This is a genomic window from Nocardia sp. NPDC058497 (assembly GCF_042720195.1).
In the GTDB taxonomy this organism is placed as follows: Bacteria; Actinomycetota; Actinomycetes; order Mycobacteriales; family Mycobacteriaceae; genus Nocardia.
Window position 1 is genome coordinate 1 of sequence record NZ_JBHXMY010000167.1, and the last position, 10,814, is coordinate 10,814.

The following is a 10,814-nucleotide window of genomic DNA, read 5'->3' on the forward strand; positions in this document are numbered from 1 at the left end:
CCGCGCGCTGACGCGCCCCCCAATCTATCTGCAATAACTGCGTCGCTCGCGGGGGGGGCTTCCGTGGGCACCACCGAACCCGAAGTCCAGCAACGCCACTCGGGCATCATCGACCGCGCATACAGGTCGTCGCCGGGGACGGCATTGCCGCGCGTTCTCGGGTGCTAACCCTGGTACGGGTTGACCTCGAACTGGGCTTCGCCGGAATCGCCGATGTGGTTGGCGTTGACGGTCACCCAGCCGACGAAATTGCCGAAGCCCGGTTGGAAGATGGCGGTCGGGCCGCCGTTCATCCACACGCCGGGTCCGCTCGCGTGGACGTCGAACGTGCCGGTTTCCTGGGTATCGAGATTGCGCCAGTGCAGGGTGACGGTGAGGCTGCACGAGCCGACGCCGAGCATGTTGGTCGTGACGGTGAAGCCAGCCGAGCTGGGATAGGCATTCCCGTTGATCGACGTATCGACAATGGCGACGCACGGCCCCTGCGTCAGCGAATAGATGGTGTTGAACTTGCTGCTCGCCGCGGCGGGTGCGGCGGTAGCAACCGCCAGCGCGACTGCGCCGGAGGTGACAGCGGTGATGGTGAACGCGGACTTGACGGCACTCATTGCTGACCCCACCAGGTTGTTGGGACGATCGTGCTGACGTACTGCTGAGTCAACGTACCAACCAGGCGCTGCGGACAGCTGCAGATTTCCCGGATCAGCGGTCAATAGCAGGGCGTACGAACGGATTTGCCACTTGGCGCTAGCCGGGTTGCGGCGCCGGAGGTGGGTCTGCCTCGCCATCGGCGTCGCCGCTCTCGGCCATGCGCCAGATCTCCCGGCCGGTGAGTTCGGGAAAGGCGGTGCTGAGCAGGACGGCGGTGGCGAAGCGGTCGCGGGATCGGGGGTCGAGGATCGAGCTCGCGTGGCGCAGCGCTTCGGCGCGAGCGGCGGTGGTGGCGATACGCTCGGCGAACTTGTCGGCGCGGATGCTGGCTCCGCGGGACTGCCAGAACAGCAGTGCGCTGGCCGCACCGGGCAGCACACCAGCGGCCACGGTGGCGAGGCCCTGCGGATCACCGGGATCGCCGCCGAGCAGGCCGTACATCACGACCCCGATGGCGATGATGCCGCACACCAGTGAGGCGATGGTGGACAGGCGTTGCTGTCGCAGTGCGCTGTGATGGTGCTCGATGTCGAGCGCGGAGCGTTCCCGCGCGGCGGCCTCCAGCCAGTCGGTCTCGACCTCGGGTTCCGTCTTGTCGCCCTCGGTGATCGTCTTGCTGAGCTGTTGGATGTGGTTGCGCGAGCGCCGCGCGTCGAGAAGCTGGAGCGCGGCCGCGTAGGCGGCGCCCAACGTGGTCGAGCTCGCCGCGAGTAGTTCGACGGGCATGATCCCGCTCATCTTCGAAAGTCCCCTTCCCACCCTGCCGAGGGCAGGTCCGGAAGGGATCCTACGGCGGCCACAGTCGGCATGTGCAAGGTGCTCGGCAAGCGAAAGGTCCACCCCGCAAAGCCGATTCGGCCATGCCGTGCTCCGGTCAGCGCAGTGCCGGGATGACCTCGCGTTCGAAGAGTTCGATGCCGGAGGTGTCGTAGGCGGCTTCGGGGAAGTTGGCGATGGCGTAGCCGAGGCCGAGATTCTTGACGGCGGTGAGGCGTTCGATGATCTGCTCGGGGGTGCCGACGGTGGCGCTGGTGTCGAACTGTTCGTGGACTCGGGCTTTGGCCTCGTCGGCGCCGAGGAAGGGGGTGAAGCGGTCGATGATGGCCGAGAGGCGTTCCTGGACTTCGCCTTCGGTGCTGCCGACGACGGTGTTGAAGTTGGCGCTGCGGGTGATCGCGGCGAAATCGGTGCCGACCTCGGCGCAGTGCTGACGCAGGATCTCCGACTTGCTGGTGAACTCCGCGGGCTCGCCGCTGAAGTTGGTGTAGTTCGCGTACTGCGCGGCGATCCGTAGCGTCTTCTTCTCGCCGCCACCGGCGATCCAGATCGGGATACCGTTCTCCTGCAACGGCTTCGGGTGCACGATGGCGTCGTCGACCTGGTAGTGCTTGCCGTCGAGAGTGGCCCGCCCGGTCTGCCAGGCCTGGCGGAAGATCTGCACGCCCTCCTCGAGGCGGCCGAGTCGCTCACCGGCGGGCGGGAAGCCGTAACCGTAAGCGCGCCACTCGTGTTCGTACCAGCCGCCGCCGATACCCATCTCCACCCGGCCGCCGGAGATCAGGTCGACGGTGGCGGCAACCTTGGCCAGGTAGGCGGGGTTGCGGTAGCTCATGGCGGTACACATCTGCCCGAGCCGCACGCGGGAGGTGGTCGCCGCGAACGCCGACATCAGCGTCCACGCCTCGTGGGTGGCCTCATCGGTGGGCACGGGCGTGGTGTGGAAGTGGTCGTAGACCCAGATCGATTCCCAGTCGGCGCCCGCGTCGAACCGCTGGGCGAGGTCGCGCATCACCGCCCACTGGTCCGCCGGTTCGATGCCGACCAGATCGAGCCGCCAGCCCTGGGGGACGAAGATGCCGAAGCGCACGGGTTTCTCCTCGGTGTGTTGACGTGTCCTGCCCACATTTCCCACTGCCGCGCACCGAGGCAACTGTTGAACGCGCGCCGCGCTGAATCCCGGACCGGCGGTTATTCGCTTGGCATCGCAGCCGCGAACGGCCATGCTGGCATGGGTATGAACGATATGCGACAACCACGCCTTGGCGTGGACTTCGGTCGGGTCATCCAGGGGGCGGCACTCGAGCCGGGCGCCGCGGACACGGTATTCCTGTCCGGCGGCTTCGCCGAGGCGATGAACACACCGCCCACGCCCGACGCCTTCGACGTTCTGGCCCGGCTGGTGACCCGTTTCGGCGGCAACGCCTGGGTGATCTCCAAGTGCGGCCCGCGGATCGAGGAGCGCACCAGACAGTGGCTCGACCATCACGACTTCGCCGCCCGTACCGGCATCCCCCGTGACCACCTGCGCTTCTGCCGCTCCCGCGCCGAGAAGGCCCCGCACTGTGCGGAACTGGGCATCACCCACATGATCGACGACCGCCTCGATGTGCACCGGGCACTGCGCGGCCTGGTGCCCCGGCTGTACCTGTTCGGCGCGCAGGCCGAGCCTGCCCCGGACTGGCTGTGCCACACGCCCGACTGGCGGTCGGTCGAGCGCGTGGTCGGCGCCGATCTCGACGCCGCGGGTCAGGCGTTGGGGTCGCCGTAGGAGGCGGCGATGTCCTTGGAACTGGGCCAGCGGCTGTAGGTCGGCGACTGTGGCCAGCCCTCGGGGCTGTCCTGCCATTCCTCCTGCCTGCCGTAGGGGAGTGCGTCGATCAAGCCGAAGGTGTAGGCGAGCTGTTCGGTGCCGCGGCCGTCGGTGTGCCAGCTGCGGTAGACGGTGTCGCCGTCGCGCAGAAAGGTATTCACCGCGAAGCCCTCGCCGGGGCCCGCGCCCATGTCGGCGCCGAACGGGCTGTCGTGGGTCGAGTACCACGTCATCGTGTTGCCGACCCGCCGCTTGTAGGCGAGGACCTCGTCGATCGGGCCCTGCGTGACGATCACGAAACGCGCGTCGTAGGCGGCGAGGAAATCCAGCCGCGCGTACTGGGCGGTGAGGCCGGTGCAGCCGGGGCACTGCCAGGTGTTCCCGTCGGTCCACATGTGGTGGTAGGTGATCAGCTGGGAGTGTCCGTCGAAGACCTCGGCGAGCGAAACATCGCTCCCGTCTTCGGCTTTCAGCGTGTAGTCGGGCAGCTGCACGGCGGGCAGGCGCCGCCGTTGAGCGGCGACGGCGTCGAGTTCGCGCGTCGCGGCCTTCTCCCTGATTCGGAGCTTGTCGATTTCAGCCTGCCAGGTATCGCGATCGACGATGGTCGGTAGTGCGGTCATGCGGACCACTCCTTCAATGTGTACGGCGTGCACATTTGATATGTTCACACCGTACACCTCGTCGGAAGGGAGTTCAACAGTTGGCCTACCACCACGGCGACCTCGCCGCCGCGCTGGTCGAGGCCGGGCTGGAGCTCACCAGGTCGGGCGGTCCCGACGCGCTGACGATCCGCGAGGTCACGCGCCGTGTCGGTGTCACGCCGAATGCCGCCTACCGGCACTTTCCCGACCGGCAGGCGCTGCTGCGCGCGGTGTCGGCCGCGATCGAGGCCGCGATGGCGACGGGGATGGCGGCCGACCGCGGCTTGGCCGCGCCGCGGGAAAGCCTGCGCGCGGTCGGCCTCGGCTACATCGGGTTCGCGCTGGCTGAGCCGGGCTGGTTCGCGGTCGCGTTCTTCGGCGCCGGCGACACCTCGCCGGAGTCGGTCCTCGCCTCGCCTGCCTATCTCGCGCTGGCCGACGCGCTCGACATGATGGTCCACATCGGCGATCTCGCGCCCGCGGCGCGCCAGGCCGCGACCTGGAGTTGCTGGTCCACGGTGCACGGATTCGCCGAGCTCGCCCTGCGTGGGCCGCTGCGTCACCTCGACCGTGCCGAGCTGTGGCAGCTCGCCGAACAGGCAGTCGACACGATCATCGCGGGGCTGCCGCGAATGGTGTGATAGGGGTCACTGTGACCAGTGGTACGTCTGCGTAAAGATGAAACGTACGGGCTCCGCATGTATTCTGCTGGTAGAAGGGTGTGCCCGGGTGGGTACTCCAGGCGATCTGCATCGGCGAAGGCCTGCAGCGACTGCGAGGAGGTGGTGTTGCCATGCGCAGCGAACCCCCCAGTCGAAGGCCGCGCGGCGTCGCCCCTTCGTCCTCTCACTGATTTCCGGCCGATTTCGGCTGTGCGTGACGGTCGTGGCGGTGGACGCCCGCGGTGTGCAGCACCGTCTCCCGATCCACTCTCGTAGCATCCACGCGGCCCCGCCGCGGGTATGCGCGCTGTCGCGCCAGAGGACTGTCCCATGTCGCAGATCGATGTCATCGAAGCACGTCACGTAACCGCCGATACCGTTGTGCCGGAAGCGGATTCGCCGCGCACGGACCAGTCCGTCGTCGCCGAGGATCACTCGGTGACCGAGGCGCTGGAGATCCTGTCGGAATCGGTGCGCCACCTCGTCGAGACCCACCGGGTCGACGGCGCGATGGACTGGCTCGACAGCCGCCCGCCGCACGTCATCGCCGACGCACTGGCCCGGATGGACGCCGTGCAGGCGGGCGTGGTGTTCCGGCTGCTCGACAAGGATCGCGCGATCACCGTGTTCGAGGAACTCGAGCCGGTCGATCAGCAGCAGATCCTGCAGGGCCTGCGCGAGAAGAGCTTCCGCGATCTCGTCGAGGCGATGGACCCCGACGACCGCGCCCGCATGCTGCACGAGGCCCCGGCCAAGGTGGCCAAGAAGGTGCTGGCGGGGCTGAGCCCGCGCGAGCGCCGGATGACCGCCGCGCTGCTGGGCTACCCGGAGGGCTCGGTCGGCCTGTACATGACGCCGGAAGTCGTTGCGCTGCCGGACAATCTGACCGTCGCCCAGGCGCTGAGCTGGGTGCGGGCCAAGGGCGCGAACGCCGAGACGGTGTACACCCTGCCCGTCGTCGACTGCGGCCGCAGGCTCACCGGCATCGTCGAACTGCGCGAGCTGGTGCTGCACGCGCCGGAGGCGATGGTCTCCGAACTCGTCGTCACCGAACCGCCTTTCGTGCGCGCCACCGACTCCGCCGAGAAGGCCGCGCGTCTGATGAGCTCCACCAACGACATCAACCTGGTCGTCGTCGACAGCGAGGACCGGGTCGTCGGGCTGCTCACCATCGACGACGCGATGGAGGTGCTCGAGGCCGCCGACAGCGAGGACGTCGCCAAGCAGGCCGGTTCGGCGCCGTGGGAGGGCCACTACATGGCCGCCAAGGTGTTCCAGTTGGCGCGCTACCGGGCGCTGTGGCTGATGCTGCTGCTGTTCGCCGCCACGCTGACCGTCAGCGTCACCGACGTGTTCTCGACGACCCTCGAGCAGGCGGCGAGCCTGGCGCTGTTCATCCCGCTGCTGATCGGCGCGGGCGGCAACGCCGGGGCGCAGGCCGCGACCGCGTGTGTGCGTGCGCTGGCCGTCGGCGAGGTGCGCGTCTCGGACCTGTTCAAGGTGATCTGGCGCGAATGCCGGGTCGGGCTGGTGCTCGGCAGCATGCTCGCCGCCGCCGGTCTGCTGATCGGCACACTGTTCGTCGGCCCGAAGATCGCCGTCGTCGTCGCCATCACGCTGGTCATCATCTGCGGCTGGGCCGCCACCATCGGCGGCACAATGCCGTTGCTGGCCAAGAAGTTCCGCATCGACCCGGCCGTGGTGTCGGCGCCGATGGTGACCACCCTGGTCGACGCGACCGGGCTGATCATCTACTTCACCACCGCGAAGCTCGTGCTCGGGATCTGAGTTCAGCGCGGCGGGAACAGGGTGAGCACCTGGGCCATCACGTCCTTGGCGACGTCGTCGGTGGCCGCGACCACCTCGACGATCGGGATGCGCCTGCCGAACGCGGTGGACTCGGCCGGTAGTTCCGGGCCGACGGCGGCGGTGTAGATCGGGATGGAGCGGTCGTAGACCGAGACCGAGCGGTGCACCGTCCGGCCGTCGATGTGGTCTTCGGTGCTGTTGGCGGCCAGATATTCGGGGACGCGGTACTCGTAGCCGACGGTGATCTTCTGGCCGCGGTAGCTGAACAGGCACTGGGTGAGGCGCTGCTCATCGGAGGCGACCGTGCCGGCGAGCTTGCCGCGGACCGTGCACGGGTCGGCGCCGAGCAGCACGGTCGGCACGGTGTCGGGGGAGGTGCCCTGGGGTGGTGACTGCCGCCAGCGCTCGATCATGCCGGGAAGCAGTTCGTCGGCGACGGTGCACGGGTTCCTGCCTGGCGTGGACAGGCCGAGGTAGAACGCGGCGCCTGCCGGGAAATGGGCGGTCGCACCGCAGGCGCGTGGCTCGCCCGCATCGCGGTCGGGGACCAGGCGCACGGTCACGTCGCCGAGCTGTTTCGTCACGCCCCTGCCGCCCGGGGTGAGCCGGGTCAGCAGGGTGGCGTGCCAGGTCAGCGTCGTGCTCTCGCCCGGTGTGGCGCTGCCCAGAATCGCCCGGCACGAGTCCAGGCCGACGGTGACGCTCTTGATGTCACCGAGGTGCCCGATCGCCTCGCGCGGCAGCACCGCGCACACATCCACCTGGCGCGTCGCCTGGGCCACCTCGTCGCGTTGCTGCTGGTTCTGGGGAACCTTCGACCAGAACTCGGGAGGCTGGGCCGGGATCACCGGGGCGGGCGGTGGTGGCAGCGTTCCGTAATCGGGAGCCTTGTCCGCATCGTCACCGCAGCCGGCGCAGACAAGCAACGCGGCGGCGGCCAGCACCATCCTGCGATACATCGGCACCCCTGTCCTCGGCGGACCCGGGCCGGACCAGCACCCGATTCACCGAGTCTGCCCGCGCGGGCAATCCGGCCGCAAATATTGCAGACGGGTCGTTCTCAGAACGTTGTGACCGCCGCGGGCGTCAGTTCAGCAGGGGCAACGTCTCGCGCATGATCTTCTCGGCGACGGCGGAATCAGTGGTGACCGAGACCGTCGGCACCCTGGGCCCGAGCAGGGCATCGGTCGCGCCCGCGGCGAGAGGCGGGCCGACGACGGCGGACAGGGACACGAGGCCTGGCTGCGCGCCCGCCGTATCGAACCGGTACACCTGCCTGGCGCCGACGGTGAACGCGGGCAGATCGTCGAGGATTGTGCGTTCCTCGTTGTAGTCGTAGGTGATGATCGCGTCGTGGCCGTCCACGGTCAGCTTGCAGGTGGTGATCCGCTGATCGGCCACCGGCACCCGGACGCCGAGGAACGGGGCGACAGCGCACGGGTCGGCGCTGGTGACCACCGTCTTATCCGAGTCGGGCGAGCTGCCCTGCGCCGGTTCCGTACGCCACTGCACCAGCGCGATCCGCAGCAGCGCCTCGGTCGTCGCGCACGCGTCCCGCGGCGCTCGCACGCTCATCGACAGATCGGCGCCGGACACGAACCGGGCCCACGCCTGACAGCTTCCACGCACCTGCGGGTCGTCGGACTGTGCCGGTTCGTCGTCGAACAGCACCCGCACATCACCCATGGCCTGCTCGGTCACCGGCGCGTCCATCGTCGGCTCGCCGGAAAACATCACCCCGGCAGTCCAGGTCGCGTCGATCCCGGTCGGATGCCCGTCCACGGCGACATTGACCCGGCACTGATCCGGCCCGACATTGTCCACCGCCCGCACCTGCCCCAGCCCACCGAGCGCCGCCCGCGGCAGCAGCGCACACACATCGATCGCCCGCACCTTCCGCAGCACCGCGGTCTTCTCCTGATCGGAAACCGCCGCGGTGGACCAGAACCCACCCCGCGGCATGCCGTCGCCCGTCGGCTCGCTCTGGCAGGCGACCAACGTCATGGCCGCGGCGGTGAGCAGCAGCGTCCGTCGCACGGTGAGCTCCTTTCGATTTCAGGCTGAAGGGAAGAGTTCGGCGGTGTGTCCGAGGACTTCTCGGAGGACGGCTGGGTCACGCCCCATCAGATTGACAACCGGTACTCGTGGGCCCAACGCGGAGTTCGTGGGTCCGGCGGGGGTGAGGGGGTCGCCGAGAATTGCGGCGTACCAGGCAGTTTCGGTGGTGCTGCCGAGGTCGTAGCCGGGGTGGTCGTTGACGACGAGGATCGGTTTGCCGCGGGCGACCAGGGCGGTGTTGTCGTAGGCGTACTGGAGGTCGACGATGGTGCCTTTGTACTCGAACATGCAACCGTGCAGGAACTGCTTGTCCAGTGGTGTGGAGATGTCGAGCTGGGTCAGGACCGCGCACGGATTCGCCACGGCGACCGGGGTTTTCGGGGTGTCGGGGGAGGTGCCGACCGGTGGCTCGGTGCGCAGCAGTTCGAGCGCGCCAGGCAGGGCCGCATCGTGGGCGGCACACGGCTGGGCCGCGATCGGGGCGCTCACATGGACGAAGAGCCCGACCGTCGCGGGGAATCGCGTCCATGCCGTGCAGGTCCGGATCTTGCTGTCCGGGGCCGGTTGCGCATCGCGTTCGGTGTGGACGGTGGCATCGCCGATCTTGGTTTCCGTTGTCCCGCTGGAAGGTCCGAGCGGGTCACGTGAGGTGGACAATGACCATGTCAGTCTCGTCTTCTTGCCGATCTCGGTGGAGTCCAGCTCGGCGGCGCAGGTATCGGGAGCGGACGCTTCGACCGTCATGATGGTGCCGATGCCGTCCAAGGTGGCGCGCGGAATCAACGCGCAGGTGTCGATGGCTCGGACGGATGCCATGACCGCCAGATACTCTGCGTCGGTGGTCGGCGCGGTCGACCAGGAGACGGGTGTCCGGACCGGGACCGGTCGTGGATCCTCACAGGCTGTCGAACCGAGCAACAGCGCCACCGGAACGGCGGCTCCCATGAGACGGCGAAACACTGAACGATCCCCCCTGCGGTGATGGCCGTCCGGCGTGGACGCGCGAGCCGCAGTTTGCCGGGTACCGGGTGTGAATGCAAAGCGCGGGAGTGGCCGGATTCACCCGGCGACGGATCCCCGCGCGCATGGGGCGAATCACTGGCGATGCGATGGTGGCGTGGAGGCGGTCGTGGCGCACAATAGGGGCCGCGTGTGTGGTGCGGGTGTTCGGTCGAGGAGGCCGGGTTCGGCGCGCCGCAACACAAGCTGTTGTGTTTACTGGAGTTGTCACCCACTAGGAGTAGTGTTCAGGGTGAACGGGCTCGCGCACGGCGGCGGTGCGGGTCAAGGGTCTGGCGGAAAGGTGTGGAGGCGGAATGAAGCTCATCGATCGGGTAAGCGCCATCAATTGGAATCGGGTGCCCGATGAGAAGGATGCCGAGGTCTGGGATCGCCTGACCGGCAACTTCTGGCTGCCGGAGAAGGTGCCGGTGTCCAACGACATCCCCTCCTGGAACACCCTGACCGCCGACGAGAAGCAGCTCACCATGCGGGTCTTCACCGGCCTGACGCTGCTGGACACCATCCAGGGCACCGTCGGCGCGGTCTCGCTCATCCCCGACGCGCTCACCCCGCACGAGGAGGCGGTGTACACCAACATCGCGTTCATGGAGTCGGTGCACGCCAAGAGCTACAGCTCCATCTTCTCCACCCTGTGCTCGTCGAAGGAGATCGACGAGGCGTTCCGCTGGTCGGAGGAGAACCGCAACCTGCAGCGCAAGGCCGAGATCGTCCTGTCGTACTACAACGGCGAGGACCCGCTCAAGCGCAAGGTCGCCTCCACGCTGTTGGAGAGCTTCCTGTTCTACTCCGGCTTCTACCTGCCGATGCACTGGTCCTCGCGGGCCAAGCTGACCAACACCGCCGACATGATCCGCCTGATCATCCGCGACGAGGCCGTGCACGGTTACTACATCGGCTACAAGTATCAGAAGGGCCTCGAGCTGGTCTCCCAGGCCGAGCGCGACGAGCTCAAGAACTACACCTTCGAGCTGCTCTTCGAGCTCTACGACAACGAGGTCGACTACACCCAGGACCTCTACGACGAGGTCGGCCTCACCGAGGACGTCAAGAAGTTCCTGCGCTACAACGCCAACAAGGCCCTGATGAACCTCGGCTACGACCCGCTGTTCCCCAAGGACGACTGCGACGTCAACCCCGCCATCCTCGCCGCCCTATCGCCCAACGCCGACGAGAACCACGACTTCTTCTCCGGCTCAGGCTCCACCTACGCCATCGGCAAGGCCGTCGAGACCCAAGACGAGGACTGGGCATTCTAAGCGCGCCGGCCGCAGGTGATATGAATTCCTGGTGCGCATCAAGATCGGCGAATCCGCCCAGCCCATTCGATCCATCCTGCTCGTAGCTGGAATTGGAATCGCCACTCTGGCAGCCGGATGC

11 protein-coding genes are annotated in these 10,814 nt (G+C 67.8%); 4 read left to right on the forward strand and 7 right to left on the reverse strand.

Features of this window, described 5'->3' with window-relative positions:
• Positions 1–164: 164 nt before the first annotated feature.
• The 3 genes from ACFWPJ_RS13975 to ACFWPJ_RS13985 all read right to left on the reverse strand — a co-directional run bounded on the left by ACFWPJ_RS13975 (position 165) and on the right by ACFWPJ_RS13985 (position 2,518).
• A complete protein-coding gene (locus ACFWPJ_RS13975; RefSeq protein ID WP_378850916.1) occupies positions 165–713 on the reverse strand; it encodes a hypothetical protein in 549 nt (182 codons plus the stop codon).
• Positions 714–747: 34 nt separating this feature from the next.
• Positions 748–1,389 carry a hypothetical protein gene (locus ACFWPJ_RS13980; protein ID WP_378850919.1) on the reverse strand — a complete coding sequence of 214 codons (642 nt, stop codon included), beginning with the start codon at positions 1,387–1,389 and terminating at the stop codon, positions 748–750.
• A gap of 136 nt (positions 1,390–1,525) precedes the next feature.
• Positions 1,526–2,518 (reverse strand): LLM class F420-dependent oxidoreductase, encoded by a 993-nt coding sequence (locus ACFWPJ_RS13985; RefSeq protein ID WP_378850922.1) that lies wholly within the window; start codon positions 2,516–2,518, stop codon positions 1,526–1,528.
• A gap of 147 nt (positions 2,519–2,665) precedes the next feature.
• Between ACFWPJ_RS13985 and ACFWPJ_RS13990 the strand changes: the two genes are divergently transcribed.
• Positions 2,666–3,199 carry a hypothetical protein gene (locus ACFWPJ_RS13990; protein ID WP_378850925.1) on the forward strand — a complete coding sequence of 178 codons (534 nt, stop codon included), beginning with the start codon at positions 2,666–2,668 and terminating at the stop codon, positions 3,197–3,199.
• Here ACFWPJ_RS13990 and ACFWPJ_RS13995 read toward each other — a convergent pair.
• Positions 3,178–3,864, reverse strand: a complete 687-nt coding sequence (locus tag ACFWPJ_RS13995) for a DUF899 domain-containing protein (protein WP_378850929.1) — start codon at positions 3,862–3,864, stop codon at positions 3,178–3,180. The genes ACFWPJ_RS13990 and ACFWPJ_RS13995 overlap by 22 nt on opposite strands.
• An 80-nt stretch (positions 3,865–3,944) precedes the next feature.
• Here ACFWPJ_RS13995 and ACFWPJ_RS14000 point away from each other — a divergent pair, with 80 nt between their 5' ends.
• Both ACFWPJ_RS14000 and mgtE read left to right on the forward strand, forming a co-directional pair.
• Positions 3,945–4,526, forward strand: a complete 582-nt coding sequence (locus tag ACFWPJ_RS14000) for a TetR/AcrR family transcriptional regulator (protein ID WP_378850932.1) — start codon at positions 3,945–3,947, stop codon at positions 4,524–4,526.
• A gap of 351 nt (positions 4,527–4,877) precedes the next feature.
• Positions 4,878–6,335, forward strand: a complete 1,458-nt coding sequence (gene mgtE / locus ACFWPJ_RS14005; protein ID WP_378850935.1) for a magnesium transporter — start codon at positions 4,878–4,880, stop codon at positions 6,333–6,335.
• 2 nt (positions 6,336–6,337) lie between these two features.
• Here mgtE and ACFWPJ_RS14010 read toward each other — a convergent pair whose 3' ends face one another.
• From ACFWPJ_RS14010 to ACFWPJ_RS14020, 3 genes are all read right to left on the reverse strand, one after another.
• On the reverse strand, positions 6,338–7,315 hold the full coding sequence (locus tag ACFWPJ_RS14010) for a peptidase (RefSeq protein ID WP_378850937.1): 978 nt from the start codon (positions 7,313–7,315) through the stop codon (positions 6,338–6,340).
• A gap of 127 nt (positions 7,316–7,442) precedes the next feature.
• Entirely contained in the window at positions 7,443–8,393 is a 951-nt protein-coding gene (locus tag ACFWPJ_RS14015) for a hypothetical protein (protein WP_378850940.1), read from the reverse strand.
• An 18-nt stretch (positions 8,394–8,411) separates the two neighbouring features.
• Positions 8,412–9,230 (reverse strand): hypothetical protein, encoded by an 819-nt coding sequence (locus tag ACFWPJ_RS14020; protein ID WP_378850943.1) that lies wholly within the window; start codon positions 9,228–9,230, stop codon positions 8,412–8,414.
• Positions 9,231–9,730: 500 nt separating this feature from the next.
• On the opposite strand from ACFWPJ_RS14020, the gene nrdF reads away from it, so the two are divergent.
• Positions 9,731–10,693: a class 1b ribonucleoside-diphosphate reductase subunit beta gene (gene nrdF, locus ACFWPJ_RS14025; RefSeq protein ID WP_378850946.1), complete on the forward strand. Its 963-nt coding sequence runs from the start codon at positions 9,731–9,733 to the stop codon at positions 10,691–10,693.
• Positions 10,694–10,814 lie beyond the last annotated feature (121 nt).

Excerpts from the sequence above, each read along its gene's own strand:
- ACFWPJ_RS13980 (WP_378850919.1), bottom strand. The coding sequence starts at position 1,389 with ATGAGCGGGATCATGCCCGTCGAACTACTCGCGGCGAGCTCGACCACG.
- ACFWPJ_RS13990 (WP_378850925.1), top strand. The coding sequence starts at position 2,666 with ATGAACGATATGCGACAACCACGCCTTGGCGTGGACTTCGGTCGGGTC.
- ACFWPJ_RS13995 (WP_378850929.1), bottom strand. The coding sequence starts at position 3,864 with ATGACCGCACTACCGACCATCGTCGATCGCGATACCTGGCAGGCTGAA.
- mgtE (WP_378850935.1), top strand. The coding sequence starts at position 4,878 with ATGTCGCAGATCGATGTCATCGAAGCACGTCACGTAACCGCCGATACC.
- ACFWPJ_RS14010 (WP_378850937.1), bottom strand. The coding sequence starts at position 7,315 with ATGTATCGCAGGATGGTGCTGGCCGCCGCCGCGTTGCTTGTCTGCGCC.
- ACFWPJ_RS14020 (WP_378850943.1), bottom strand. The coding sequence starts at position 9,230 with ATGGCATCCGTCCGAGCCATCGACACCTGCGCGTTGATTCCGCGCGCC.
- nrdF (WP_378850946.1), top strand. The coding sequence starts at position 9,731 with ATGAAGCTCATCGATCGGGTAAGCGCCATCAATTGGAATCGGGTGCCC.